Origin of the sequence: Sphingomonas paeninsulae, assembly GCF_003660165.1 — a bacterium.
Taxonomy (GTDB): domain Bacteria; phylum Pseudomonadota; class Alphaproteobacteria; order Sphingomonadales; family Sphingomonadaceae; genus Sphingomonas_O; species Sphingomonas_O paeninsulae.
In genome coordinates this window covers 246176-269789 of the sequence record NZ_CP032829.1, presented here as the reverse complement: position 1 = coordinate 269789, position 23614 = coordinate 246176, and the positions used below count along the sequence as shown (strand labels likewise).

General features: G+C 58.8%; 29 protein-coding genes and 2 pseudogenes. 16 read left to right on the top strand and 15 right to left on the bottom strand.

Annotated features, from left to right (window positions below):
• Nucleotides 1-37 precede the first annotated feature (37 nt).
• From D3Y57_RS06670 to D3Y57_RS06660, 3 genes are all read left to right on the top strand, one after another.
• Entirely contained in the window at nucleotides 38-334 is a 297-nt protein-coding gene (locus D3Y57_RS06670) for an Hpt domain-containing protein (protein ID WP_121152334.1), read from the top strand.
• Between the two features lie 61 nt (nucleotides 335-395).
• Entirely contained in the window at nucleotides 396-929 is a 534-nt protein-coding gene (locus tag D3Y57_RS06665) for a J domain-containing protein (RefSeq protein ID WP_121152333.1), read from the top strand.
• The gene (locus D3Y57_RS06660; RefSeq protein ID WP_205590094.1) at nucleotides 929-1219 is read left to right on the top strand and encodes a (2Fe-2S) ferredoxin domain-containing protein; all 291 of its coding nucleotides are present in this window, start codon (nucleotides 929-931) and stop codon (nucleotides 1217-1219) included. Before D3Y57_RS06665 ends, D3Y57_RS06660 begins: the two co-directional genes overlap by 1 nt.
• Here the strand turns inward: D3Y57_RS06660 and D3Y57_RS06655 are convergent, their stop codons facing one another.
• The 9 genes from D3Y57_RS06655 to D3Y57_RS06615 form a co-directional block, all read right to left on the bottom strand.
• Nucleotides 1220-1609 carry a SecDF P1 head subdomain-containing protein gene (locus tag D3Y57_RS06655; protein WP_121152332.1) on the bottom strand — a complete coding sequence of 130 codons (390 nt, stop codon included), beginning with the start codon at nucleotides 1607-1609 and terminating at the stop codon, nucleotides 1220-1222.
• Nucleotides 1610-1616: 7 nt separating this feature from the next.
• Nucleotides 1617-2030 carry a SufE family protein gene (locus D3Y57_RS06650; RefSeq protein WP_121152331.1) on the bottom strand — a complete coding sequence of 138 codons (414 nt, stop codon included), beginning with the start codon at nucleotides 2028-2030 and terminating at the stop codon, nucleotides 1617-1619.
• 24 nt (nucleotides 2031-2054) lie between these two features.
• Nucleotides 2055-2285, bottom strand: a complete 231-nt coding sequence (locus D3Y57_RS06645) for a hypothetical protein (protein ID WP_121152330.1) — start codon at nucleotides 2283-2285, stop codon at nucleotides 2055-2057.
• 11 nt (nucleotides 2286-2296) lie between these two features.
• On the bottom strand, nucleotides 2297-2539 hold the full coding sequence (locus tag D3Y57_RS06640; RefSeq protein ID WP_121152329.1) for a hypothetical protein: 243 nt from the start codon (nucleotides 2537-2539) through the stop codon (nucleotides 2297-2299).
• Between the two features lie 24 nt (nucleotides 2540-2563).
• Complete coding sequence (locus tag D3Y57_RS06635) at nucleotides 2564-2821, bottom strand: hypothetical protein (RefSeq protein ID WP_121152328.1); 258 nt, start codon at nucleotides 2819-2821, stop codon at nucleotides 2564-2566.
• 16 nt (nucleotides 2822-2837) lie between these two features.
• A complete protein-coding gene (pspC, locus tag D3Y57_RS06630) occupies nucleotides 2838-3218 on the bottom strand; it encodes an envelope stress response membrane protein PspC (protein ID WP_121152327.1) in 381 nt (126 codons plus the stop codon).
• Between the two features lie 26 nt (nucleotides 3219-3244).
• The gene (gene pspB, locus D3Y57_RS06625; protein WP_121152326.1) at nucleotides 3245-3472 is read right to left on the bottom strand and encodes an envelope stress response membrane protein PspB; all 228 of its coding nucleotides are present in this window, start codon (nucleotides 3470-3472) and stop codon (nucleotides 3245-3247) included.
• Between the two features lies 1 nt (nucleotide 3473).
• Nucleotides 3474-4145, bottom strand: a complete 672-nt coding sequence (pspA, locus tag D3Y57_RS06620) for a phage shock protein PspA (RefSeq protein WP_121152325.1) — start codon at nucleotides 4143-4145, stop codon at nucleotides 3474-3476.
• 86 nt (nucleotides 4146-4231) lie between these two features.
• Nucleotides 4232-4699: an energy transducer TonB gene (locus tag D3Y57_RS06615; protein WP_121152324.1), complete on the bottom strand. Its 468-nt coding sequence runs from the start codon at nucleotides 4697-4699 to the stop codon at nucleotides 4232-4234.
• A 173-nt stretch (nucleotides 4700-4872) separates the two neighbouring features.
• Between D3Y57_RS06615 and pspF the strand changes: the two genes are divergently transcribed.
• Nucleotides 4873-5898, top strand: a complete 1026-nt coding sequence (gene pspF, locus D3Y57_RS06610; protein WP_121152323.1) for a phage shock protein operon transcriptional activator — start codon at nucleotides 4873-4875, stop codon at nucleotides 5896-5898.
• Nucleotides 5899-5971: 73 nt separating this feature from the next.
• The gene (locus D3Y57_RS06605; protein ID WP_121152322.1) at nucleotides 5972-6589 is read left to right on the top strand and encodes a superoxide dismutase; all 618 of its coding nucleotides are present in this window, start codon (nucleotides 5972-5974) and stop codon (nucleotides 6587-6589) included.
• On the opposite strand, the gene D3Y57_RS06600 is transcribed toward D3Y57_RS06605, so the two are convergent.
• From D3Y57_RS06600 to D3Y57_RS06580, 5 genes are read right to left on the bottom strand one after another with little or no spacing between them, the layout of a single operon-like run.
• Nucleotides 6525-7250 (bottom strand): inner membrane-spanning protein YciB, encoded by a 726-nt coding sequence (locus tag D3Y57_RS06600; protein ID WP_239025967.1) that lies wholly within the window; start codon nucleotides 7248-7250, stop codon nucleotides 6525-6527. The two genes, D3Y57_RS06605 and D3Y57_RS06600, sit on opposite strands and share 65 nt — an antisense overlap.
• The gene (gene ftsY, locus D3Y57_RS06595; protein ID WP_121152321.1) at nucleotides 7247-8173 is read right to left on the bottom strand and encodes a signal recognition particle-docking protein FtsY; all 927 of its coding nucleotides are present in this window, start codon (nucleotides 8171-8173) and stop codon (nucleotides 7247-7249) included. Before ftsY ends, D3Y57_RS06600 begins: the two co-directional genes overlap by 4 nt.
• Complete coding sequence (gene mtaB / locus D3Y57_RS06590) at nucleotides 8170-9375, bottom strand: tRNA (N(6)-L-threonylcarbamoyladenosine(37)-C(2))-methylthiotransferase MtaB (protein ID WP_430739057.1); 1206 nt, start codon at nucleotides 9373-9375, stop codon at nucleotides 8170-8172. Before mtaB ends, ftsY begins: the two co-directional genes overlap by 4 nt.
• Nucleotides 9372-10178 carry a diaminopimelate epimerase gene (gene dapF / locus D3Y57_RS06585; RefSeq protein WP_121152319.1) on the bottom strand — a complete coding sequence of 269 codons (807 nt, stop codon included), beginning with the start codon at nucleotides 10176-10178 and terminating at the stop codon, nucleotides 9372-9374. The genes mtaB and dapF overlap by 4 nt, the downstream gene beginning before the upstream one ends.
• 39 nt (nucleotides 10179-10217) lie before the next feature.
• Nucleotides 10218-11870 (bottom strand): putative bifunctional diguanylate cyclase/phosphodiesterase, encoded by a 1653-nt coding sequence (locus D3Y57_RS06580; protein WP_121152318.1) that lies wholly within the window; start codon nucleotides 11868-11870, stop codon nucleotides 10218-10220.
• A gap of 196 nt (nucleotides 11871-12066) precedes the next feature.
• Between D3Y57_RS06580 and ffh the strand changes: the two genes are divergently transcribed.
• The 11 genes and pseudogenes from ffh to D3Y57_RS06525 all read left to right on the top strand — a co-directional run bounded on the left by ffh (nucleotide 12067) and on the right by D3Y57_RS06525 (nucleotide 22543).
• Nucleotides 12067-13506, top strand: a complete 1440-nt coding sequence (gene ffh / locus D3Y57_RS06575) for a signal recognition particle protein (protein WP_121152317.1) — start codon at nucleotides 12067-12069, stop codon at nucleotides 13504-13506.
• Between the two features lie 19 nt (nucleotides 13507-13525).
• Nucleotides 13526-13978 (top strand): annotated as a pseudogene (gene rpsP / locus D3Y57_RS06570) (30S ribosomal protein S16); the annotation flags it as partial.
• A gap of 194 nt (nucleotides 13979-14172) precedes the next feature.
• A pseudogene (gene rimM, locus D3Y57_RS06565) lies at nucleotides 14173-14654 on the top strand (ribosome maturation factor RimM).
• A gap of 30 nt (nucleotides 14655-14684) precedes the next feature.
• Nucleotides 14685-14978 (top strand): AbrB/MazE/SpoVT family DNA-binding domain-containing protein, encoded by a 294-nt coding sequence (locus D3Y57_RS06560; RefSeq protein WP_121152315.1) that lies wholly within the window; start codon nucleotides 14685-14687, stop codon nucleotides 14976-14978.
• Nucleotides 14975-15352, top strand: a complete 378-nt coding sequence (locus tag D3Y57_RS06555; protein WP_121152314.1) for a type II toxin-antitoxin system VapC family toxin — start codon at nucleotides 14975-14977, stop codon at nucleotides 15350-15352. Before D3Y57_RS06560 ends, D3Y57_RS06555 begins: the two co-directional genes overlap by 4 nt.
• Complete coding sequence (gene trmD / locus D3Y57_RS06550) at nucleotides 15349-16095, top strand: tRNA (guanosine(37)-N1)-methyltransferase TrmD (protein ID WP_121152313.1); 747 nt, start codon at nucleotides 15349-15351, stop codon at nucleotides 16093-16095. Before D3Y57_RS06555 ends, trmD begins: the two co-directional genes overlap by 4 nt.
• Nucleotides 16092-16475 carry a 50S ribosomal protein L19 gene (gene rplS / locus D3Y57_RS06545; protein WP_121152312.1) on the top strand — a complete coding sequence of 128 codons (384 nt, stop codon included), beginning with the start codon at nucleotides 16092-16094 and terminating at the stop codon, nucleotides 16473-16475. The genes trmD and rplS overlap by 4 nt, the downstream gene beginning before the upstream one ends.
• Before the next feature lie 141 nt (nucleotides 16476-16616).
• The gene (locus D3Y57_RS06540; protein ID WP_121152311.1) at nucleotides 16617-18782 is read left to right on the top strand and encodes a S9 family peptidase; all 2166 of its coding nucleotides are present in this window, start codon (nucleotides 16617-16619) and stop codon (nucleotides 18780-18782) included.
• Entirely contained in the window at nucleotides 18782-19810 is a 1029-nt protein-coding gene (locus D3Y57_RS06535; RefSeq protein WP_121152310.1) for an aspartate-semialdehyde dehydrogenase, read from the top strand. Before D3Y57_RS06540 ends, D3Y57_RS06535 begins: the two co-directional genes overlap by 1 nt.
• Nucleotides 19811-19889: 79 nt before the next feature.
• Nucleotides 19890-20582, top strand: a complete 693-nt coding sequence (locus tag D3Y57_RS06530) for an alpha/beta fold hydrolase (protein ID WP_121155550.1) — start codon at nucleotides 19890-19892, stop codon at nucleotides 20580-20582.
• A gap of 143 nt (nucleotides 20583-20725) precedes the next feature.
• Nucleotides 20726-22543 (top strand): M2 family metallopeptidase, encoded by a 1818-nt coding sequence (locus tag D3Y57_RS06525; protein WP_121152309.1) that lies wholly within the window; start codon nucleotides 20726-20728, stop codon nucleotides 22541-22543.
• A 9-nt stretch (nucleotides 22544-22552) separates the two neighbouring features.
• Here D3Y57_RS06525 and D3Y57_RS06520 read toward each other — a convergent pair whose 3' ends face one another.
• Nucleotides 22553-23584 (bottom strand): sterol desaturase family protein, encoded by a 1032-nt coding sequence (locus tag D3Y57_RS06520; RefSeq protein ID WP_121152308.1) that lies wholly within the window; start codon nucleotides 23582-23584, stop codon nucleotides 22553-22555.
• Nucleotides 23585-23614 lie beyond the last annotated feature (30 nt).

Sequence of the window (23614 nt, the reverse complement as noted above, 5' to 3'; positions counted from 1 at the left end):
AACGCCGCGTTAACCGTTCGTCGCATAAGAACTGGTCATGGCATATGACCTCGGAGCACTCGAAGCGGCCCTTGCCGCAGTGGTTGGTGATGAACCTCGTTTGATGGCCGAATTGCGCGGTGTCTTTTTCGAGAGCGCGTCGTCGTATCTTGCCGCCTTGCGTAGCGCCGAGTCGCGGGACGATTGGCGTGCGGCGGCTGAGCGAATGAAAGGTCTGGCGGCAAGTTTCGGTGCGCGAAAGCTCATGGATGCGGCCGCTGGTGCAATGAATGGCTCGCCCAGCGCGGTTAGTCTGCGGCGGATAGAACGAGCAGTATCAGCACTCAGCGACTGACGATGTGCTTTTTCCAGTACGGATGTGGCGTTTAGGGCTGCTCCGCCCTAGATAGCCTTCAATGACTCGATCTTCACGCAATCTCGACTGGGGTTTCCCACGCTGGCGCGGCTATGGCACGTCCAGCGAAGCCACGCAGGTCAAGCTTTGCGACCGGCATAATTGTGAAAACAAGGGCGATCGGCCCGCCCCGAAATCGCCCAACAGCCCCGAACGCTGGTATTTCTGTGAGATGCACGCCGCCGAATATAACCGGGGCTGGAATTATTTCGAAGGGTTGAGCGCCGAAGATGCGGCCGCTCGCGAAGCTGAGGAAACACGCGACGCGACCGCTTTTCAGGCGGCGTCGCATTATGGCTGGGGCGGTCCCGGCGATGGCACCCGGTCGCGCGATGAAATGCGCGCGCTGAGCATCCTCGAACTCGATAACGATGCGACGTTCGAGGATGCGCGCGGCGCATGGCGGCGTCTTGCAAAGGCCAACCATCCCGACATCAAGCAAAACGACCCTGTCGCCGCGGAAAAATTCCGGAGTATTCAGGCTGCTTGGGACGTTCTGCGCACCGCCGAAGATCGCCGCACCGTCGCGTTCTGATGTTGAAGCGCGTTTCCTCGAACTGGGGCAGCGCTGTTCTCGTCTGTGCGAAATGTTCGAAAAAGATCGACGGTGGTTTTGGTGAAAAGGGCAAGACCCGTCTTGTAAAAGCGCTGAAGAAAGAAATCGGCAAGGGGCGGAAAGCGGCGCTTGGCATCGTCGAGGTCAAATGCCTCGGTGTGTGTCCGAAGAATGCAGTGACCGTCATCGATTCGCGTAAACCCGGCGAATGGATGGTCGTTCGCGCAGGAACACCGATCGCTCAGGTAAAAGCCCTGCTCACTGAGTGATTATTCGTCGGTACTTTCGGGTAGTGGGTCTTTCCCCGAAATCCGCCGTGCCATTGATGCCGCAGCGTCGAAACTCGCAATACCGGAAATCTCGATAACACCGCCGGTAATTTCGTCACGTACGACCGGGTTCATCAACACCGTGTTACCGATCGCAATTGCGATGGGCTTGCCGATATTGGCTTTGCTGATCGACGCCAGCCGTTTTGCCGCAGCAGGTGTCATCGTGACGAAAATGTTCGGCATACCCGTACCATCCGACGTTGCGCGCGCATCGAGAATATCGGTTTGAGGGAAAGCCGCGCCCCCGATCGTTAGCAGATCGGCAGGCGTCGACGCGATCGCCATAGCGGGATAGGCCAGCAGGGCCGCAAGAGCGAGAGTGCGCATTGCCTCCTTATGCCATCAACCGTTCCGCAGTGGAACGGATCAGTGAGATCATATTCGGAATGCCCTGTGTGCGGTTCGAACTAAGCTGTGCCTTCAGATCGAAGGGTGCAAGTTCGGCCTGAATGTCGGTCGCGGCGATATCGGCAGGTGTTCGATCCTGAACCGTCGTCAGGACCAGCGCGATGATTCCCTTGGTAATCGCGGCGTTCGAATCGGCCAGAAAGTGGAGCCGCCCATCGTCCATCCGGGTCGGGTAAACCCAAACGCTTGCCGAACACCCGCGCACTAATGTCGCGTCGGTCTTCAACGGGTCGGGCATCGGTTCCAGATCGCGGCCCAGATCGATCAGCAGACGATAGCGATCGTCGGGATCGAGGAATTCATATTCGGCGAGAATGTCGGAGAGTGCGGGCAGGGGCATGGCCTGCGCTCTACCGATTCGGCTTCAAATATCTACCCCTGCAGCGATCGCTTCCAGTTTGCGGAGGCGTTCTTTCATATCGGCGATGTCGATACGGGCCACCGTGTTAGGCGTTCCCGGTTCTCGGCCCCTGTCGAGTTCGGCTCGTTTGAAATCGAGCCATCCAGCGAACGCTCTAAGACCAATCAGCGATAATATGGTCGCTCCCACCAGCGCGGTCAGCGCTATTCCGAAATACAGGACAAGCTGGTCCATTATTGTTCTCCTCAGCGCAGCTTGTCGATCTCACGGTCGAGGTCGACGGCGCGGTTGTTGTCGGTGGCAATCCTTTCGAGGACGGCGAGGCGTTCCTTCAACATCCTCACCTCTTCGCGCAGGCGATCTGCATCGGGGTCTCTCATCGAAACATGATTGCCCTGTTTGTCTTCGACTATTCCGTGTCGGGCCAGGTACATCTTCACGAATGCGCCGATGACCACCACGACTACGATCATTTCCCAGAGGTTCATTTTATATCTCCCTGAAGCGTTTTTTTAGTTGAGCGGCTTGTCGCGTAGCGCTTCGATTTCATCGGAAAGATCGATACCCTTGTCGGTGATGATCCGTTCCAGAACGCGCATCCGCGCCTCCAGCCGTTCGGTATGCGCCGCATATTGTGCGGTCTTTTCGGCGGTTAGATGGGTCTGGTTGTCGAGCTGGCGCTCTTTCACCTTTATCCACATCTTGAAGGGAGCAATCCCGATCGCGGCGAGGGGGATTAGCACCCAGATCCAGCTTGCTGGGTCGTTCATTTCAAGTCCCCTTCGTTCAGCGCAGGTTGTCGATCTCGTTGGCGAGGCTCGAGTTGCGGCTGGTGTAATGTGTTTCGACATCGGCAAGACGACGGTCGATGTCCCGGAACTTGGCACGAACGTCCCGGGTCGAACGGGTCGGCGACTGGCGCACGCCCTGCCAGAATTTGGCGTCCTCGGCGCTTTCGTACAGTCCGAACGGCTTTGGATTGGCAACCCAGGCCGTTACGAGATAGGCGATCAGCGTCCACGGAAAACCGCCCATGATGGTGAGCAGGACGGCACCGACGCGGACCCATGTCCGTTCGAGGCCCGTGTAGTCGGCGATCCCCGAGCAAACGCCCAGCCATTTGGCATTCTGTTTGTCGAGGTAGAACGAAGTACGACGTGCAGTCATGGCAGGTCTCCTAAATATATCCGGCCTCAGCCGTTCATTTTCCAATTGGGGTTCTCGGCGGTCAGGATCCGTTCGATCGTGATTACCCGCTCCTCCAATCGACGTGCGGTGTCGTGCATATCGTCGAGCAGATTTTCATCATCGACGGTCAGCGTCTTCGCCTGCTTCCACTTGGTGATGTAGTGAAACACCAGCCACGGAAGCCCGATGAAGAGCATCCCGACGACCATTACGGGAACAAGTACGTCTTCCATATCAGGCTTCCTTTACAGCGGATTTGGCCTTCATCGCGGCAAGCGCGGCGTCGACTTTTTCCGATGATTTCAGTTCAGCAATTTCTTCCTCCAGCGACTTTGGCTCACCGGCGAGGCTGGCTGCCTCTGCACGGCCTTCAGCCAGATCGGCGCGGCGCTCCAGCAATTCAAAGCGCGAGAATGCATCCTGAGCGCGTTCGCCGGCATAGGCTTCACGAACCCGTAGCTTGTTGTTCGCCGTTTCCATGCGGTTCGCAATCGCGTTCTGCCGTGTCCGCGCCTCGCGCAGCTTCGTCTGAAGCTTGGCGATGTCCTGTTCCGAAGATTTGAGCGACTCCTCCAGCGTGGCGATTTCGCCAGCCAGTTGTTCGGCCAGGTCAGTTGCCTTCTGGCGCTCGACCAATGCTGCTTTGGCAAGGTCTTCGCGGCCCTTCGACAAAGCGAGTTCGGCCTTTTCCTCCCAATTGGTTTCAAGGGACGAAAGCTTCATGATGTGGCGGCGCATTTCCTTTTGATCTGCGATCAGACGAGCAGCGGAGGCGCGGGTTTCAACCAGCGTCTCCTCCATTTCCAGGATGATCATTCGGATCATCTTGGCCGGATCTTCGGCGCGATCCAGCATGTCGGTCATGTTGGCGGCAAAGATGTCGAGGGTGCGGGAAAAAATACCCATGTCAAAACTCCTGTGTGCTTACTCTATTGTCGTTTGCCGGGGCGGCATGGGCAAGGGGTTAGCCCAGCCGCCCCGACCACGATGGCTCAGCCAACGGGCTGAGCAGTCGTCTTGTTAGCAAGCAGTTGGCGGCGATCGGTGCGATAGGCATCGACCAGTTGCTTGCCGTGTAAAACCTGACGGCTGGTGGCGGGCTGATTAAAGCCCAGGACCATCGCCATCGTGCGGGGCTTGCCCGTCGCTGGATAGCGTACAGCATGAGCGGTGCGGATCGCTTCACGGTCAAAGCTGATATGGCCGCTCGACTGGACGATATTCACATCGCTGACCGAACCATTGCCGTCGATCGAGACTGCAACCGTTGCGACACCCTTGCTGTCGGTATTCACTGGCAGGCGAAGGTTGTTGTCGATGCTGGCTTCGACCGCTTTTTGGAAGCCGGCGGGTGCCGCGGCGTGGGCCGATGGAACCGCGATGGCGAGTGCGGCGACGCTGCAGAATGCTGCTCCGACGATTGAGGTGGCAACGTTGCTGATGATGGCTGTGTTGAACATTGAAAGTCTCCCTGAACCTGGCGTTATCTGGCTCCCGGCGAACCATTCGGCGGGAATGTGAATGACTTTGCAGGGACCGTGCCAGTTTAAAAAACGCCGGATTTCCGTGGTTTTCCGATTTGTGGCGCAGATATAACTTGCTAAATATTAGCAAATTACGCCATTAATTGTTAATGGAAAGAAACGAAGCATTCGTCGGAGAGTCGGGCGCATTTCTCGACAGCATTGAAAGAGCGAGCAGAGCGGCAGCACTCAATCGCCCTGTCCTCATTATCGGTGAACGGGGAACGGGCAAGGAACTCGTCGCAGAACGCCTCCATCGCCTCAGCCCGCGCTGGGCGGGACCACTGGTAACGATGAACTGCGCCGCGCTGACCGAGAGCCTGATCGAAGCTGAACTATTCGGACACGAAGCCGGTGCCTTCACCGGCGCGACGCGGGCGCGAGCCGGGCGTTTCGAGGAAGCGGATGGCGGGACCCTGTTTCTCGACGAACTGGCAACGTTGTCGGCTGCCGCGCAGGAACGCCTGTTGCGCGCCGTTGAATATGGCGAGGTTACTCGCATCGGCGCAAACAACGCGGTGCGCGTCGACGTCCGCATCGTTGCCGCAACCAACGAACATTTGCCTAACTTGGTCGATAAGGGGCGGTTTCGCGCCGATTTGCTCGATCGTCTCGCGTTCGAAGTGCTGACCCTACCGCCGCTTCGTGCGCGTGAGGGCGACGTGCGCGTGCTGACCGATCACTTCGGTCGGCGTATGGCCTCCGAAATTGGCTGGGATAGCTGGCCCGGCTTTTCCAACGATGCGCACCGATTGCTTCAAGGGCATGGCTGGCCCGGAAACGTCCGCGAGCTTCGTAACGTGGTGGAACGTGCGGTCTATCGTTGGGACAGTCCCGACCTCCCAGTCGATCACATCGAGTTCGACCCGTTTGCTTCCCCCTGGCGTCCCGTCGAGGTTGCCGCCGCTACCGGGCCGGTGCCAGTCGCGATTGATGCGCCGCTGCGTATCGTCACCGAAAACATCGGCGATCTGCGCGCCGCCGTCGATGCGCATGAGCGCGCGATCCTCGAAGCCACGTTGGCCCGTTGCCGCTTCAATCAGCGTGACGCGGCGAGGGCTCTTTCTCTCAGTTACGATCAATTACGCCACTGTTTGCGCAAGCACGGTCTGCTCGAGAAAAAAGCTGCGATCTGACGTAGCATTTTACGAGTTTCATGCGTTATCGGCCCGACACCTAACCCCCTTTCTACTTTTCACGGAGATTAGAATGCCTTTCGTATTGCCCGAGCTTCCTTACGACCCCGCGGCTCTCCAACCGCACATGTCGGCGGAAACGCTTGAATATCATCACGGCAAACATCACAAAGCCTATGTCGACAAAGCGAACTCGCTGATCGCTGACAAAGGCAGTGCGCAGCAGTCACTGATTGAAACCATAGCGACGGCGCGGGCCGCTGGTGACAAAGCTTTATTTAATAATGCAGCGCAGATCTGGAACCACAGCTTTTTCTGGCAGTGCCTTGCGCCCGCAGGTCAAAAACCGACCAGCAAGTTGGCCGACCTGATAACGGCGAAGTTCGGATCGACAGAGGCGCTGGTCGAAGCATTGGTGAAGGAAGCGGTCGGCCATTTTGCCAGTGGCTGGGCCTGGTTGGTACTTGATGGCGACACGCTGGCGATCACTTCGCTGCACGATGCGGACACACCCGCCGATAAAGGCCCCAAACCGCTGCTCGTTCTCGATGTGTGGGAACATGCCTATTACATCGACTATCGTAACGCGCGGCCGAAGTACGCCGAGACAGTGCTTGGCAATATCATCAACTGGGACTTCGTTGCCCAGAATCTCGACGGCAACGGTGCATTGCGCGCGGATCAGAAATAATCCCGGTGCCTTCTCCCTTTAACCGGGGAGGGGGCGGCCAATCGAATGTATCAACCCTCGGGGGCTTAGCAGCAACCGCCTCGCCGAAACCGTGCTTTGTCAAAATTGGAATGTTGGCAAGCGCAAAGGCAAACGAAAGTATCGGCAGCGCCCAGACCTTCACAGTCAGCCACATATCGAAATCAAGCGTATGACGTAGGATTTCGTTGAAGCCAGCCATCGCGAAAAAGAATATTGCCCAGTTCCGCGACAGGATCATCCAGCCGCGATCGGTCAGACCGTCATAGCCCGCCTCGAGCACATATTTTAGCAATGGCCGTCCGGTCGCTAGCCCGATCGCCAGCAATCCTCCGAGCAACAGGTAAATGATCGTTGGCTTTAGCTGGATGAATTTCGGATTGTGAAACCAGACGGTCAGACCCCCGAAGCCCAGGATCAGGATCGCCGACAGCCACAGCATTGGCGAAATTCTCCCCAGTTTCCAGCGCGAAATGACTAGCGCAGCGATCATAGCGACCATGAAGATTGCGGTGCCGGTAAAGATGCCTGCGAATTTATAAGCCACGAAAAAGGCGACCAGCGGGCCATAGTCGATGGCAAGCGTCCAGCCCGGGTGCGATTTTGGCGCAGGTGCGGGCACAGTCTGGTCAGGAACGTTCAATTGGTAACTCCTGCAATGGCACGCGCCAGTTCGTTCGCGTCGAACGGGCGAAGATCGTCAATGGTTTCGCCGACCCCGACCGCGTGGATCGGCAGTCCGAATTTTTCAGCCGCCGCAACCAGCACACCGCCGCGCGCGCTGCCGTCCAGCTTAGTCATGACAAGTCCGGTCACCCCTGCAACCTCCTTGAAAATCTCGATCTGCGATAGCGCGTTCTGGCCGGTGGTCGCGTCCAGCACGAGCACGACATCGTGCGGAGCCGCTGGGTTCAGACGGCCCAGAACGCGGCGGACTTTGGCAAGTTCGTCCATCAACTCGCGTTTGTTCTGCAGCCGACCCGCGGTGTCCACGATCAACACATCTATGCCGGTCGCAGTCGCCTGTTTCACGGCGTCGAATACGACGCCTGCTGCATCGCCGCCCTCGGGACCGGTGACGATCGGCACACCCAGTCGCTCAGCCCAGACTTTCAATTGCCCGATCGCGGCGGCGCGGAACGTATCGCCCGCCGCCAGCATCACGCCGTAATCCTGCTCCAGAAACAGATGGGCCAGCTTGGCGATTGTCGTCGTCTTGCCTGATCCGTTGACTCCAATGACAAGTATCACTTGAGGTCGGGGGAATGCGTCGATCCGCAACGGCTTGGCGACAGGGCCAAGCACCTTTGCAATTTCATCCGCCATGACCACACGAACGGCTTTTTCATCGACACCCCGATCGAAGCGGGCGTCCGTCAGACGGTCGCGGATACGCGCAGCCGTGGTGGGGCCGAGGTCGGACGCGATCAGGGCATCCTCCACATCGTCGAGCGTTGCCTTGTCCAGTCGGTCGCTACCGAGCAGGCCGCCGAGGTTGTCGGTCAGTTTGGACGACGTGCGTTTTAGCCCGTTGGCGAGCTTTTGCGTCCAGGAAGTTTCGGTCATTGCGCGCTTTCCAAAAGCCGCTCGCCATCGCTGGTGGCAATACGAAGGGTGATGATGCTACCCGGCGTTGCGGGGTTCAACGCTACATTTGCGAAGTTTTCGGCGTGACCGCTGACGCCGTCGCGTTCGACCAGCACTTTCTGGCTGGAACCGACCAGCGAAGCCAGCCATGCCGCTTTTCGCGCGCCCACTGCAAGCCGCAGCGTGGCTGCCCGCGACCGAGCCAGGGTGGCCGAGATTTGGGGCATCCGCGCGGCTGGCGTCCCGGCGCGCGGGGAGAATGGAAAGATGTGACCAAAAACGATATCGCAGTCATCGACCAGCGCGAGGCTGTTCGCAAACATTGCCTCATCCTCTGTCGGGAAGCCTGCAATAATGTCTGCTCCGATGGCGATTTCCGGTCGGGCGGTCCTGAGATTCTGCACCAGATCGACCGCATGAGTGCGCGAATGCCGGCGTTTCATGCGCTTCAGGATCATATCGTCGCCAGCTTGAAGCGAAAGGTGAACGTGCGGCATCATCCGTGGTTCGGTCGTCAGTAATTCGAACAAGAGCGGATCGACTTCCATAGGGTCGAGTGACGACAACCGTAGGCGAGGAAGTTCGGGCACGTCTTTCAGGATGCGGGCAACGAGCAGGCCCAGTCCGCCTTCGTAACTGGTCAGGTCGACGCCGGTCAGGATCACCTCCTGCTGCCCCCGCGCAACCGCCGCGCCAATGGCTTCGATCACCGCAGACGCCGGAGCCGATGCGCTGTTCCCCCGCCCGAACGGTATAATGCAAAAGGTGCAGCGATGATCGCAGCCGGTCTGAACCTCGACGAACGCTCGTGCATGGTCGCGCCCGCTGACGACGGGGGCGAGCAGAGGGGCGACTGTGAATATGTCACCCACTTCGCCAGCGCCTGAATAAGCGGAGGCCAACCGCTTTTCTCGATTGCCGATCACTGCGGCCACTTCGGGCATCGCGGCAAAGCGGGCGGGGTCAATCTGCGCGGCACACCCGGTGACGACGATCCGCGCACCGGGCCGTGTCCGTGCTGCGCGGCGGACGGCCTGCCGCGCCTTTTGTACTGCCTCGTTCGTCACGGCACAGCTGTTGATGACGGTGATGGCTCCAGCGTCTGCCGCGGCGAGGCGAATAGCCTCTCCCTCTGCGATGTTCAGTCGGCACCCGAAATTGTGAACCTCGACTCCCATCAGTCGAAATTTGCCCAGTGGGTTTCACCAGTGAAAACATGCGTGGCTGGGCCGGTCATCGTGATTTGTTCGCCTCCAGCCCAGGCGATCGTGAGGATGCCGCCGGGGAGTGAGACTTCTACCGGAGAAGTTACTCGTTTGCTGCGGATCGCCGCGACGGCAGTGGCGCAGGCGCCTGTACCGCAAGCAAGCGTCAACCCGGCACCCCTTTCCCAAACGCGTAATTTTATAGCGTTCGGCCCAGTCAAAGTCGCCACGTTGACGTTGATTCGTTCAGGGAAAAGTGGGTCGTTCTCGATCAAAGGCCCAAGCCTGTCGAGCGGAACTGCGTCACAATCGTCCACAAAGAAAATCAGATGCGGATTACCAACGTTGACTGCGGCGGGGTCGGACAGACCTTCCCATCCAACGGGCATTGCTGACGTATCCATTGCATAGGCAAGTGGGATCTCGTCCCAGCCAAAATGTGGCAAGCCCATCTCGACTGTAGCGCCATCCGCGAAGGGCTCGACGGTAATGCGGCCCCCAGCCGTTATGAGTTCGGCTTTCCGGCCGATCAGTAAAGCAACAGCGCGCGACGCATTTCCGCACGCTTCGGCGATGCTGCCGTCGGCATTGAAGATCCGCATGACGGCATCGGCATCGTCGGCGGGTTCCAGTAGGATAAGCTGGTCGCAGCCGATCCCATTGTGCCGGTCCGCGATTGCCCGGGCGCGGGCAGCCGTCATCGAGACGGCCTTTTCTCGCGCATCGATAACCACGAAGTCGTTTCCGAGTCCGTGCATCTTATGAAAATGGTCTGCCATGAGCCGCGCGATTTAGGGACGCGCGGCCCGCAAGTCCACTTAGCCGACGCGACGAATGGGCTGTGTCGCGTTTTGGGCAAAAACTTCGGGCGCGGTTATCGAGGCGCGGGCGCTTGGCAACAGGTTACGTTCGGCCAGAAGCGCACGGGCCTGCGGAATGGGTAGGGGGCGTCCATACAACCAGCCCTGCCCCTTGTGGCAGCCGAGTTGACGCAGGCGTTCCTCGATAGCTGCGTCCTCGATACCCTCTGCGGTAACGGGCAGGCCCAGGCTGTCGCCAAGGCGCGTTATCGCATTGACGATCGCGGCGCTTTCCGGGTTGTCGATGATCGACAGGATGAAACTCTTGTCGATCTTGATGCGATCGAACGGCAACGCCCGAAGGTGGGCGAGCGACGAATATCCGGTGCCGAAATCATCGAGGGCAAGCTTGATGCCCTGATTCTTAAGGCTGCCGACAATCGACTGCGCGAGTGCTAGGTTCTCGAATAGGGAGGTCTCTGTGATTTCAACTTCGAGCCGGTTTGGTGCAAACCCTGTTTCGGTCAGCAGCTTTACCAATTTTTGTGCAAGCCAGGGATCTTTCAACTGGCTTGGCGAGATATTGACGGAGATCGTAATCGACGGATCCCAGTTCCGCGCTTCGATCATTGCCTGTCGCATCACCGACATTGATAGGTCGGCAATCATGCCGGTGTCTTCGGCCACTCCGATGAACTGATCGGGCAGGATTAAACCCTTGGTTGGATGTTCCCAGCGCGCCAGCATTTCGAAACCGTGGAGGCGCCCGGTCGTCAGATCTATCTGCTGTTCGAAATAAGGGACGAATTCACCTTTGGGAATGCCGATGCGCAGGCCTGACTCAACGTCGTTGCGCGCCTGCAGTTCGCGCTCCATCGAGACATCGAACCAGGCATAACGGTTCCGCCCCTGATGCTTGGCCGCGTACATCGCGATGTCGGCGCGCCTTGTGAGCGCATCGATGTTTTCACAGGTGCTGTCCGAGAAGCTGATGCCCAGCGAAACCGAAATATGAACGTGGGCGCCATCGGCATCGAATGGCAGCGACAAGCGGGACACGATGGCCTGGGCGACCCGCTCCACCACTTCGGGGCTGCCGCTATCGAAGGCGAACATGCAGGCAAATTCATCGCCACCCAATCGCGCCGCGACGGCAGAGGGTGGCATTAGTTTGGCAACTTCGGCAGCGACCGACTTTAACAATGCGTCGCCGATGGCATGGCCGTGGACGTCGTTGACGTTCTTGAAGTGGTCGAGGTCGAGCATCAGCATCGCCAGCGACTTTTGACGCTTGATCGTTTTATTAAAGAGTTCGGCCCCTTGTTCGGTGAGGGCGCGGCGATTGTAGAACCCGGTTAGCGGGTCGCGCAGGGCAAGTGTGTTGGCCCGGCCTTCCGCTGTGGCTCGCTCTGAAATCTCGTCAGAGAGGTCGCGATACCGGCGCCATCCGAAAAGGATCAGGGCAATATTCAGGATGAGTGCGATCGAGAGCATACGGTCCACTCCACCGCCGACCCCCGATACTGTGTCGAGCACGCTGGAAACGACCTGGCTGCCGGTGCCGACAAACAGGACGAGGGCAGCGACGACGAGGCCGCCCGTGAGAACATCGTTTCTTGCATTGATCGTGCGCGACTTCGAGCTCGCGCTATTGGCATTAGCCTTGATCACTTGGTTTGGCCCCCAGGTAAATTCCGAGATGTCGGCCTAGCGAATACGGGTGAAGAACATATTAAACTGCGCGTAAGGCGTTGACCGGACGGGTGCTTTCACCTATCGGCACCAACATTGAAACGCGTCCAAGGATGCGCGCCAGCCGACGAGGTTTCGTCCGCTGGCGTTTTTTGCGTTGGAGTTTGAACGACTTATGTTTGATTCACTGAGCGATCGTCTGGGCGGTGTCTTTGCCGCGTTGCGTGGTCGCGGTGCGTTGAACGAAGCCGATGTTCGCGCCGCCATGCGTGAAGTGCGGATCGCGCTGCTCGAAGCAGATGTCGCGTTGCCGGTTGTCCGCTCGTTCGTCGATAGCGTCACTGAAAAGGCGGTGGGCCAGAACGTCCTGCGCTCGATCACGCCGGGTCAGCAGGTCGTAAAGATCGTCAATGATGCGCTGGTCGACATGCTTGGCAGCGATACGGCGGACCTCGAACTGGACGTAACGCCGCCCGCGATCATCATGATGGTCGGTCTTCAGGGGTCGGGAAAAACGACCACAACGGCCAAAATAGCCAAAAGACTGACCGAAAAAGACCGTAAAAAGGTCTTAATGGCGTCGCTGGACGTCAATCGCCCTGCTGCACAGGAGCAATTGGCGGTTCTGGGGTCGCAGATCAATGTTGCGACTTTGCCGGTCGTGGCGGGTCAGCAGCCAGTCGAGATCGCCCGTCGCGCGCTGAATGCCGCCAGATTGCAGGGCTATGATGTCCTGATGCTCGACACCGCAGGCCGCCTGCATGTCGATCAGGCGTTGATGGACGAAATGCGCGCGGTTTCGGATGTGTCGTCGCCAGCAGAGACTTTGCTGGTCGTCGATGCGCTGACCGGACAGGATGCGGTTAACGTCGCGAAAAGCTTTACCGATCAGGTGTCGCTGACCGGCGTTATCCTGACGCGTATGGATGGCGATGCGCGTGGCGGTGCTGCGCTGTCGATGCGTGCTGTCACCGGCAAGCCGATCAAGTTCGTCGGTACGGGCGAAAAACTCGACGGGCTGGAACTGTTCCACCCAAGCCGGGTTGCAGGGCGCATCCTCGGTATGGGCGACGTCGTCTCGCTGGTCGAGCGCGCTGCTGAGAGTATTCAGGTCGAAGATGCCGAGGCGATGGCCGCCAAGATGGCCAAGGGGCAGTTCGATCTGAACGACCTTCGTCAGCAGCTAGCGCAGATGCAGAAAATGGGCGGTCTTGGTGCATTGGCGGGCATGATCCCCGGCATGAAAAAGGCGCAGGCGGCAATGGCGTCCGGTGCGGTCAGCGATAAAATGCTGATCCATATGGACGCGATGATCGGGTCGATGACGGCGAAGGAGCGCGCCAAGCCCGAGCTGCTACAGGCCAAGCGCAAGATTCGGATCGCCAAGGGGTCGGGGACGACGGTGCAGGACGTCAACAAGCTGTTGAAAATGCATCAGGAAATGGCGACCGCCATGAAAAAGCTCAAGAAGATGGGCGGCATGAAGGCGCTCATGGGCATGATGGGCGGCGGTGCTGGCGGTGGCCTTGGCGGGCTTGCCGGAATGTTGGGCGGCGGTGGCGGAATGCCCCCGGTTTTCCCCGCAAATAGTTTTCAGTTTCACGAATTAACGTAATTAAAGAAGGAAAATACAGATGGCAGTTGCAATTCGTTTGTCGCGCGGTGGTTCGAAGAAGCGCCCTTATTATCGCATCATCGTCGCCGATGCCCGTTCGCCACGCGACGGTGCGTTTATCGAGCGTATCGGCAGCTATAACCCGCTGCTCGCCAAGGATGATGCTGCGCGCGTCGTGCTCGACACTGACCGTGCGAAGCATTGGCTGAGCGTTGGTGCGCAGCCAACCGACCGCGTTGCCCGCTTTCTCGATGCTGCTGGCGTTCTTGAGCGCGCTGCTCGCAACAACCCGAACAAGGGTAAGCCCGGCGAAAAGGCCGTCGAGCGCAAGGAAGAGAATGAGAAGCGCATTGCCGATGCCGCAGAAGCTGCTGCAGCCGCCGCTGCTGCGCCTGCTCCCGAGCCAGTCGTTGAAGAAGCTGCTGTAGAAGCGCCAGCCGCCGAAGCACCTGCGGTTGAAGCCGAAGCTGCTCCGGTTGCTGAAGTTGAAGCCGCTCCAGTCGCAGAAGCACCTGCTGCAGAAGCGCCGACCAACGAAGGTGTTTCGGCTGAAGCTCCTGCTGAGGGCGCTGTCGATGCCGCTGCTGAAGCTCCTATCGGCGAGAGCGCAACTGCTCCTGCCGAGGGTGCAGCCGAAGCTGAACCAACGCCAACCCAGGCCTGATCTTGACCGCCCCCCGCTCCGTCACCCTCGCCGCAATCATCGGCGCGCATGGCGTGGGCGGGGAGGTGCGGTTGAAGATATTTGCCGAAGACGAAAACAGCCTGAAGGCGCACGCCAGTTTCAATGGCGGCGCTTTCACGCTGAAATCGATACGACACGGCAGCAACGGCGCGATTGCGCGGTTTACCGAAATCCCCGACCGCACCGCCGCGGAACGTCTGCGCGGGACCGAATTGACGGTGCCACGCGACTCCCTGCCGCCGCTGCCCGAGGGTGAGTATTACCACACCGACCTGATCGGCTTGCCCTGCGTAAGTGGTGCCGGCGAAGACCTTGGCCGTGTTATTGCGATCGAGAATTTCGGCGCGGGGACGTGCTGGAAATCGAGCGGCCCGATGGTAAACGTTTCATGGTGCCGATGAACGCCGAAGCCGTGCCCGAATGGGGCGAGCGGGTGGTAATTGACACGGACTTTGCGGTTTAGTATATACATGATGTATATACGGAAACGGTGATGGGCGAAGAATATCTGGGCAAGACGTTCAAGTCGGGCAATTCGGTCGCGCTGCGCCTGCCCAAAGGGCTTGGCATTCCAGAAGGAACCGAGGTTCGTCTGGTGAAGGAAGCGCCTATGTCGTTCAGGGTTGAACCGGCTGTTGCTCCGAAGCGCAAGATCGACGTCAGCGGGTTTGCGGGGAAGGTTCCCTGGCTGAAACCGCTGCCGCGCGAGTTGCGTGAATTCGAAGAGCGGCCAAGCACAATCGCTGCGCGCGAAGCGGCTGCGCATGAGGCGGCGGCCAAGACGTGATCCGCTACCTGATTGATGCTGACAGTTCGATCTTTGCGATGATTGATGCTGAATCGCCAGTCACGCAGCGGATTGCTCAGTGCGAGGTAGGGGATATTGCGATCTCCACAATCAGCTTTGCGGAGATCGCGCTTGGTTCGCAGATCGGCAAGCCACCGCCATCTGATGTGTTAGAAGCTTTTGTGAGCGTCATCCCGATCTTGGAATTCAACGAAGCCGCAGCACGCGAATATGCGCGGTTGCCGTTTAAGCGCGCCCGGTTCGATTGCCTACTTGCCGCTCATGCGCTGAGTATCGGAGCAGTTGTCGTTACCAACAATGAAGCCGACTTTGCGGATGTTCCGGGGTTGAAGGTAGAGAACTGGACGACGTGACTTTTGCCGCTCAGATTCTAACGCTCTATCCTGAGATGTTTCCGGGTCCGCTTGGCACGTCGCTGGCCGGTCGTGCGCTGGCGGAGGATAAATGGTCCTGTACACCCATCCAGATCCGTGACTTCGCGACCGACAAGCATCGTTCGGTGGACGATACTCCGGCGGGTGGCGGGGCGGGGATGGTCTTGCGGGCGGATGTGCTGGCTGCTGCCGTTGATCATGCCCGTGCGGCCCATCCCGACGCTCCTGTGCTGGCAATGACGCCTCGCGGCGCTCCGCTCACCCAGGCGCGCGTCAGGGTGCTTGCAAGCGGTCCCGGTGTGACGATCCTGTGTGGCCGGTTCGAAGGTTTTGATGAGCGTTTGTTCGAAGCTCGTGACATCGAACAGGTTTCTATCGGCGACTTCATTTTGTCCGGTGGCGAGATCGGCGCGATGGTGCTGCTCGATGCTTGCATCCGGCTGCTTCCCGGCGTAATGGGCGCGGCTTCCAGTGGGGATGATGAGAGCTTCGAAACGGGGCTTTTGGAATACCCGCAATATACCCGCCCTGCGATATGGGAGGAACGGATGATCCCGCAAGTGTTGCGATCGGGGGATCATGCGGCGATTTTGGCGTGGCGAAAGTCGATGTCCGAAACCGATACACGGTCACGGCGGCCGGATCTTTGGGAGCGTCATCTTGACGCTCGGGTCCAGTCGCCCTCTGGCGCGCACGAAAAGAAGAAGGGACCGAGGGCATGAACCTCCTCCAGACGATTGAAGCTGAAAACATTGCCAAGCACGTTGCAAAGCGCGCGATTCCTGAATTCCGTCCCGGTGATACGCTGAAGGTCGGCGTTCGCGTTGTGGAAGGTGAGCGCACCCGCGTTCAGAACTATGAAGGCGTCTGCATCGCCCGTTCCAATCGTGGCATGGGTTCGAGCTTCACGGTTCGCAAGATTTCATTCGGTGAAGGCGTCGAGCGCGTATTCCCACTGTATTCGCCGAACATCGATTCGATCGAAGTTGTCCGCAAGGGTGCCGTTCGTCGTGCGAAGCTTTATTACCTGCGCGGTCGTCGCGGTAAATCGGCACGTATTGCCGAGCGTCGCGATACACGCGGCGACGTCAAAGCCAGCTAAATACCAGTCGTCATGTCAGCGCAGGCTGGCATCTCCATCCGCCGGAGACCCCAGCCTGTGCTGGGGTGACGTGCGCGGTGGAGGTTCCAGTTGCGTTTTCTTGCCACATCCTTGGCGTTAGCGGCTATCGGCACTCCCGCTATGGCTGACAAAACACCACCACAAAAATTGACGCTTGAACGCGTGTTCGCCAGCCCAACGCTGACGGGTGCGGCTCCGCGTGCGCTGAAACTGTCGCCCGACGGGACGCTGCTCACCAGTTTGCGGCCGCGTGCCGACGATCGTGAGCGTTATGATCTGTGGGCGGTCGATACGCGGACGGGTGTGGCCCGGATGCTGGTCGATTCGGCGAAAATCGGAAGCGGCGCGGAACTGTCCGAAGCCGAAAAGATGCAGCGCGAGCGTGCGCGCATCGGTGGCACGCGCGGCATCGTTGCTTATGACTGGGCACCTGATGGCAAGTCGTTGCTGGTGCCGCTTGATGGCGATTTGTTCGTGGCGACGCTGGACGGCAAGGTTCGCCGGCTGACCGCCACCAAGACAGCCGAACTGGACGCGACGACAAGCCCCAAGGGCGGCTTTGTTTCGTTCGTCCGGGATCAGAATTTGTTCGTCACCGATCTCCAAACCAATGCCGAGCGCAAGCTGACCCGCGATGGCGGTGGAACGCTGAGCTGGGGGCTGGCGGAGTTCGTCGCGCAAGAGGAAATGGATCGGACCAAGGGAGCATGGTGGTCGCCCGACGACAAGCGCATTGCCGTTGCTCGCGTCGATGAAAGTGGCGTTGCGATTGTCAGTCGCGCAGCCATCGGCGCCGATGGGACGAAGGTTTACGATCAGCGTTACCCGCGCGCCGGTGCTGCAAACGCGGTCGTCGATTTGTACGTGATGAACGTCGATGGGTCGGGTCAGGTAAAGGTCGACCTTGGCACCAATGCCGATATCTATCTGGCGCGCGTGAACTGGGCAGCAGATGGCAAGACGCTGTTTGTACAGCGTGAGAGCCGCGACCAGAAGGCACTCGACTTGCTGCGGGTCGATCCGGCCACTGGTAAATCAGCCGTGGTTTTCACTGAACATGCCAAGACGTGGCTCAACCTGCATGACAATTTCCGCGGTCTGAAAGATGGCAGTATTTTGTGGTCGTCCGAGCGTGACGGGTTCAGCCATTTGTATCGCTGGCAGGCGGGTCAGTGGACGCAATTGACGCATGGACCGTGGATGGTGCGCGGCGTCGTTGGTGTCGATGAAGCGAAGGGGCTGGTCTATTTTACCGGCAACCGTGAAACGCCGATCGACCAGAACCTGTATTCGGTGGCGCTGGCTGGTGGTGCGGTTACGCTGCTGACTGAGGCAGGCTGGTGGAATACGGCCGTGATGAGCAGGGATGCCAGTCATGTCATCGTGACGCGCTCCAATCCCAGTCAGCCCGAGCAGACCTATCTGGCGGACGCGACTGGTAAGCGACTGTCTTGGGTCGAGGAAAACCGGATCGACGCGACGCATCCGTATGCGCCGTACCTCGCGGCCCATGTCGCAACGACGTTCGGTACGCTGACGGCGGCGGATGGATCGGTGCTGCACTACAAGTTGTTGAAGCCGCAACTGACGAAGGGCCAGCGCGCGCCGGTGTTCGTGCAGGTTTATGGCGGCCCGGGGGCGGGGCGTCAGGTGACCGATGCCTGGGGCGGTGCGCTCCAGCAGTATCTGGTGCAACAGGGCTGGGTCGTGTTCTCGATCGACGGTCGCGGAACGCCGGATCGTGGTGTGGCATTCGAAGGTCAGATCTATCGCGCCATGTCCTCGGTCGAGGTCGATGACCAGATTGCGGGAGTCGACTGGCTTAAGAAGCAGAACTTTGTCGATCCGGCGCGCATTGCGGTTTATGGATGGTCGTATGGCGGTTACATGACCCTGCGCTTGCTGGAGAGGAAGCCGGGCGTGTTCGCGGCGGGTGTATCGGGTGCTCCGGTTACACGGTGGGAGCTTTACGACACCCATTATACCGAGCGTTACATGGGCAATCCCGCGACTGAGGCTGCGGCTTATATGCAGTCGGATGCGCTGGGCCATGCCGACGCGATTGCCGATCCGTTGCTGCTGCTCCACGGCATGGCGGACGACAATGTGGTCTTCGAAAATTCGACTGCGCTGATGGCAAAACTTCAGGCGGCAGCACATCCGTTCGAAACAATGGTCTACCCGGGGCAAACGCACCGGGTTGCCGGACCGGGCATCTCTGCCCATTTATGGAAGACGATACTGGGGTTTCTGGACCGCCAGGTTGTAAATAAGGAACAGAAGTAATGGGTTACCGGATCGTCGTCGCAGGCGCCACGGGCAATGTCGGGCGCGAGATGCTCAACATTCTGGCGGAACGTGAATTCCCTGCCGATGAAATCGCAGTCGTAGCTTCGTCGCGGAGTCAGGGCCTTGAGGTCGATTTCGGCGACACCGGCAAAAAGCTGAAGGTTCAGAACATCGAGAATTTCGATCCGACGGGTTGGGATATGGCGCTGTTCGCAATCGGTTCGGAAGCCACCAAGGTTCACGCCCCACGCTTTGCCGCAGCGGGCTGCACCGTGATCGACAATTCGTCGCTGTACCGCATGGACCCCGACGTGCCGCTGATCGTGCCAGAGGTGAACCCTGAGGCGATTTCGGGCTATACCAAGAAGAACATCATCGCGAACCCGAACTGCTCGACCGCGCAGTTGGTCGTCGCGCTGAAGCCGTTGCATGACTATGCCAAGATCCTGCGCGTCGTCGTCGCGACTTATCAGTCGGTTTCGGGCGCGGGCAAGGAAGGCATGGACGAGCTGTTCGAGCAGTCGCGCAACATCTTCGTTGGTGACAGCGCGGAAGCCAAGAAGTTCACCAAGCAGATCGCCTTCAACGTGATCCCGCACATCGATGACTTTTTGGACGACGGTTCGACCAAGGAAGAATGGAAGATGGTCGTCGAAACCAAGAAGATCCTCGATCCGAAAATCAAGCTGACCGCAACGTGCGTGCGCGTGCCGGTGTTCGTCGGTCATTCGGAAGCCGTGAACATCGAATTCGAGCGCGAAATCTCTGCGAAAAAGGCTCAGTCGATCCTGCGCGAAAGCCCCGGTATTATGCTGGTCGATAAGCGCGAGAATGGTGGCTATGTCACCCCGGTCGAGTGCGTTGGCGATTATGCCACGTTCATCAGCCGCGTGCGCGAAGACCCCACGGTCGATAGCGGCCTGTCGCTATGGTGTGTGTCGGATAACCTCCGCAAGGGGGCTGCGCTGAATGCCGTGCAAATCGCCGAATTGCTCGGTCGCCGGCATCTGAAGAAAGCGGCTTAGGGCAGTCCGGGTGGCCGTTCCCGATCTTCCCGTTCATCGTTTCGCATCGTTCGACGGTGTCGAACTGGCGTGGCGCGAGATGGGGGCGGGGCGGCCGGTCGTTCTTTTGCATGGCCTGTTTTCCAGCGCCTATGTGAACTGGATCAAATTCGGAACGGCCAAGCAGATCGCCGACGCTGGATTTCGGGTGATCATGCCCGATTTGCGAGCACATGGAGACAGCGCCGCTCCCCATGATCCGGCCGCTTATTTCGATGATGTGCTGGTTTGCGATGTGGAAGCCTTAATCGCGCATCTCGGGCTGGACGATTATGATCTTGGCGGATTTTCGCTCGGATCACGGACGACCGTTCGGGCTGTTATCCGAGGGATGACGCCGCGGCGGATCGTTTTGGGAGGTGTGGGGCTGGAAGGTTTGGCCGGATGGCGAAACCGGAAACGGTTTTTCGTCGAAGCCATTGCGATGGCTGAAACCGCAAAGCGCGGCGACCCACACTGGCTGTCGATCCAGTTCATGAAGACGATGAAGATCGATACGGTTGCCGCAGGGCTGTTGCTGGAGACGTTTGCCGACACTGATCCCTCCTTGCTGACGGTGCTGACCATGCCGACGCTGCTCGTCTGCGGCAGCGAGGATGACGATAACGGCTCTGCGGAGTCGCTGGAGGCGGTGCTGCCCAATGCGCGGCTGGCAATTGTACCGGGCACGCATATGTCGTCAGTCACAAGCCCTGAAATGGGCGTAGCGATTGCGAAATTTCTGACGAACTAAAAATTTGTTCTCCACTTTCCTTAGCTTGTCGAAGGGCAGCTTTTCGACAGTCTCAGGAAGTGGATTTAAGAAGTTCCACCCTTGACCCGCCAAAACGACATCGGCACTCTTACGCAATAAAATTGCGTAAGGGGTTCGCCATCATGAAAATACTCGTTTCTGCATTGGCGCTGGCCATTGCTACGCCAGCGCTTGCTCAAGGGGCAGTCGCTCCCGAACCTGCGGCAACAGTTGCCAACGCGGACGCTTTTGTTGCTGCGGCAGAAGCGGAACAAGCCGATTTCAACGTGTTCAACGCGCAAGTTTCGTGGATCAATAACACATATATTACCGATGATACCGATGCCGTCGCCGCCCGAGTCGGCGCGCAGGGTACTGAAATGGGCGTGCGTTTTGCCAAGGAGGCGGCGCGCTTTCAAAAAGTGGCGGGCCTGTCGTTCGATACCAGGCGCAAGTTGGACTTTCTCCGTAATGGCCTGACGATCCCGGCCCCATCCACGCCCGGAGCGGCGAATGAGCTGAACGTCATCACGACGCGGCTGAATTCTGCCTATGGCAAGGGTAAGGGGACGCTGAACGGTCAGCCGATCAACGGGTCGGATATCGAAGCGAAGATGGGCAGCGACCGTAATCCCGCCGAATTGCAGGAAATGTGGACAAGCTGGCACACGCAGGTCGGTGCGCCGATGCGGCCCGATTATGCGCGGATGGTAGAGATCGCCAATAAAGGCGCGGTTGAACTGGGTTACGCCGATGTGGGTGCGATGTGGCGGTCCGGTTACGATATGCCCGCCGACGAATTTGCGGCGCTGACCGATAAATTATGGGCGGAGGTGAAACCGCTTTACGATGAGCTTCATTGTTACACGCGAGCGCAACTGAATGCGAAATATGGCGACGCCGTGCAAAAGACGACCGGCCCGATCCGTGCTGATCTGCTCGGCAATATGTGGGGGCAGGAATGGGGCAATATCTATGACATCGTTGCGCCGAAGGGAGCGGGCGATCTGGGGTATGACACTGGCGAGTTGCTGGTTGCAAAGGGCTATGACGCGCTGAAAATGGTTCATGCCGGTGTGAATTTCTATTCGTCCCTCGGCTTTGCAGAGCCACCCGCAACATTCTGGGAACGATCGCAATTCACAAAGCCACGCGACCGCGAAGTGGTGTGTCATGCGAGCGCGTGGGATATCGATAATCTGAACGACGTTCGCATAAAAATGTGCACCAAGGTCAATGGCGACGACTTTGTGACCATTCATCACGAACTTGGTCATAATTATTACCAGCGCGCGTATAATAAGCAGTCGCCCCTTTATCAAAACGGCGCAAACGATGGCTTCCATGAGGCCATCGGAGACACGACCGCTTTGTCGATCACGCCGCAATATCTGGTGCAGATTGGTTTGCTGGATGCGTCGAAGGTGCCGAGTCCCGACAAGGATATTGGCCTGTTGTTGAAGCAGGCGATGGACAAGGTGGCGTTCCTGCCATTCGGGTTGCTGGTCGATAAATGGCGCTGGGGCGTGTTTTCAGGAAAGATTACGCCTGCAAATTATAACAAGGCCTGGACCGATCTGCGACTGGAATATCAGGGGATTACGCCGCCGGTTGCGCGGACCGAGGCGGACTTCGACCCCGGCGCGAAATACCATATTCCGGGAAACACGCCGTATATGCGTTACTTCCTCGCGCGGCTTTACCAGTTCCAGTTTTACGAGGCTGCGTGCAAGCAGGCCGGGTGGAAGGGGCCGCTCCACCGTTGCTCATTTTATGGGAACAAGGCGGTCGGCGCGAAGCTAAACACGATGCTGGCAATGGGACAGTCCAAGCCATGGCCCGAAGCTTTGCAGGCCTTCACTGGCACCCGCGAGCTGAGCGGAAAGTCGATGATCGCTTATTTCAAGCCGTTGATGACGTGGTTGCAAGTGCAGAATAAGGGACGAAGCTGCGGCTGGTAACGTCGCGCTTCAGGCAGGCGCGTTTCGTTGTGCGACCCCGTAATCATCGCTGACCGGCGACCGTTCTGTCAGTTTGGCGGCATCGACGAATGGCATGATGAGCGTGCCCGTTACCGTGTGCGGATCATAGGGTAGCGGGCCCGCGCCAAAGATCAGTAATTCCCGCTTTTTGGATGGAATTGCCAGCGTTCCAACTATCCAGTCGAACAGCGCAAGCGTGTTTCCGAAGTTGCGATTATAGTGTTTCGGGTCCGACGAATGATGGATTTGATGATGGGCTGGACTGAGGATCACCCGACCAAGCCGTCCCGTGAATGCGATCCACATATGCGAGTGTTGAAGGTGGGTGAGCAGGTAGAGGATCGACAGCAACAGTACGTTCGTACCGACGATTTCGAACTGAGTGGCGGCGATACCGAAAACGTGTCGAACGATTGCCGATGTCGCGCCGAGAAACAGGCCGACGGTATTCAAGTACAACACGGTATCGACCGGATGGACGCGGAAGTTCGTTATCGGTGACAGTGTTTCGGCGGTGTGATGTGTACGGTGGAATTGCCAGAACAATGGCACGTGATGGCTGAGATAGTGATTGCTGAAGTAAGCGAATTCATAGGCCAGATAGATCGCCACGGTCATGAAAATGCTTCCGACGATTGCCGGGGCGGTGATCAGGCGAGCGGTGCCGAAGAGTGAATCGAGTTGCGTGGACAGGAGGTGTTCGACGGTTGCCGCCGAGCAGATAGCCCATCCGACGAGCGCGCTGGTGACGAAGAGGTTGAGCGCCATCATGCCGAAATCGGCGCGGGCTGAGGGTGTAAAGAACCAGCGGCGTGGGATCAGGGCGCGCATCAGGACGCGTAGCGGGACGGGGCGGTGCGCGGGCCGTCTTGCAATGAGGAATGCCGCAGCGATCAGGAGTGCCGACAACAGCGACAACAGCGAAAAATGGGAAGCGGGTGCAAGCAGGGTGCCGAGCGCGCGATGGACAAGGTTGGATGCGAATAGCGTGGCCATGTCGATGATGTCCGCGATATTCACCGGCGAGTTCCCTGCTCGTTGCAGAGTGAA

Excerpts from the sequence above, each read along its gene's own strand:
- pspB (WP_121152326.1), bottom strand. The coding sequence starts at position 3,472 with ATGGAAGACGTACTTGTTCCCGTAATGGTCGTCGGGATGCTCTTCATC.
- pspF (WP_121152323.1), top strand. The coding sequence starts at position 4,873 with ATGGAAAGAAACGAAGCATTCGTCGGAGAGTCGGGCGCATTTCTCGAC.
- pspA (WP_121152325.1), bottom strand. The coding sequence starts at position 4,145 with ATGGGTATTTTTTCCCGCACCCTCGACATCTTTGCCGCCAACATGACC.
- D3Y57_RS06640 (WP_121152329.1), bottom strand. The coding sequence starts at position 2,539 with ATGAACCTCTGGGAAATGATCGTAGTCGTGGTGGTCATCGGCGCATTC.
- D3Y57_RS06665 (WP_121152333.1), top strand. The coding sequence starts at position 396 with ATGACTCGATCTTCACGCAATCTCGACTGGGGTTTCCCACGCTGGCGC.
- D3Y57_RS06560 (WP_121152315.1), top strand. The coding sequence starts at position 14,685 with ATGGGCGAAGAATATCTGGGCAAGACGTTCAAGTCGGGCAATTCGGTC.
- D3Y57_RS06655 (WP_121152332.1), bottom strand. The coding sequence starts at position 1,609 with ATGCGCACTCTCGCTCTTGCGGCCCTGCTGGCCTATCCCGCTATGGCG.
- D3Y57_RS06530 (WP_121155550.1), top strand. The coding sequence starts at position 19,890 with ATGGGGGCGGGGCGGCCGGTCGTTCTTTTGCATGGCCTGTTTTCCAGC.
- dapF (WP_121152319.1), bottom strand. The coding sequence starts at position 10,178 with ATGGCAGACCATTTTCATAAGATGCACGGACTCGGAAACGACTTCGTG.
- D3Y57_RS06540 (WP_121152311.1), top strand. The coding sequence starts at position 16,617 with ATGGCTGACAAAACACCACCACAAAAATTGACGCTTGAACGCGTGTTC.
- D3Y57_RS06645 (WP_121152330.1), bottom strand. The coding sequence starts at position 2,285 with ATGGACCAGCTTGTCCTGTATTTCGGAATAGCGCTGACCGCGCTGGTG.
- rplS (WP_121152312.1), top strand. The coding sequence starts at position 16,092 with ATGAACCTCCTCCAGACGATTGAAGCTGAAAACATTGCCAAGCACGTT.
- D3Y57_RS06615 (WP_121152324.1), bottom strand. The coding sequence starts at position 4,699 with ATGTTCAACACAGCCATCATCAGCAACGTTGCCACCTCAATCGTCGGA.
- D3Y57_RS06605 (WP_121152322.1), top strand. The coding sequence starts at position 5,972 with ATGCCTTTCGTATTGCCCGAGCTTCCTTACGACCCCGCGGCTCTCCAA.
- D3Y57_RS06635 (WP_121152328.1), bottom strand. The coding sequence starts at position 2,821 with ATGAACGACCCAGCAAGCTGGATCTGGGTGCTAATCCCCCTCGCCGCG.
- D3Y57_RS06660 (WP_205590094.1), top strand. The coding sequence starts at position 929 with ATGTTGAAGCGCGTTTCCTCGAACTGGGGCAGCGCTGTTCTCGTCTGT.
- D3Y57_RS06535 (WP_121152310.1), top strand. The coding sequence starts at position 18,782 with ATGGGTTACCGGATCGTCGTCGCAGGCGCCACGGGCAATGTCGGGCGC.
- ffh (WP_121152317.1), top strand. The coding sequence starts at position 12,067 with ATGTTTGATTCACTGAGCGATCGTCTGGGCGGTGTCTTTGCCGCGTTG.
- D3Y57_RS06670 (WP_121152334.1), top strand. The coding sequence starts at position 38 with ATGGCATATGACCTCGGAGCACTCGAAGCGGCCCTTGCCGCAGTGGTT.
- D3Y57_RS06525 (WP_121152309.1), top strand. The coding sequence starts at position 20,726 with ATGAAAATACTCGTTTCTGCATTGGCGCTGGCCATTGCTACGCCAGCG.
- ftsY (WP_121152321.1), bottom strand. The coding sequence starts at position 8,173 with ATGACCGAAACTTCCTGGACGCAAAAGCTCGCCAACGGGCTAAAACGC.
- pspC (WP_121152327.1), bottom strand. The coding sequence starts at position 3,218 with ATGACTGCACGTCGTACTTCGTTCTACCTCGACAAACAGAATGCCAAA.
- D3Y57_RS06650 (WP_121152331.1), bottom strand. The coding sequence starts at position 2,030 with ATGCCCCTGCCCGCACTCTCCGACATTCTCGCCGAATATGAATTCCTC.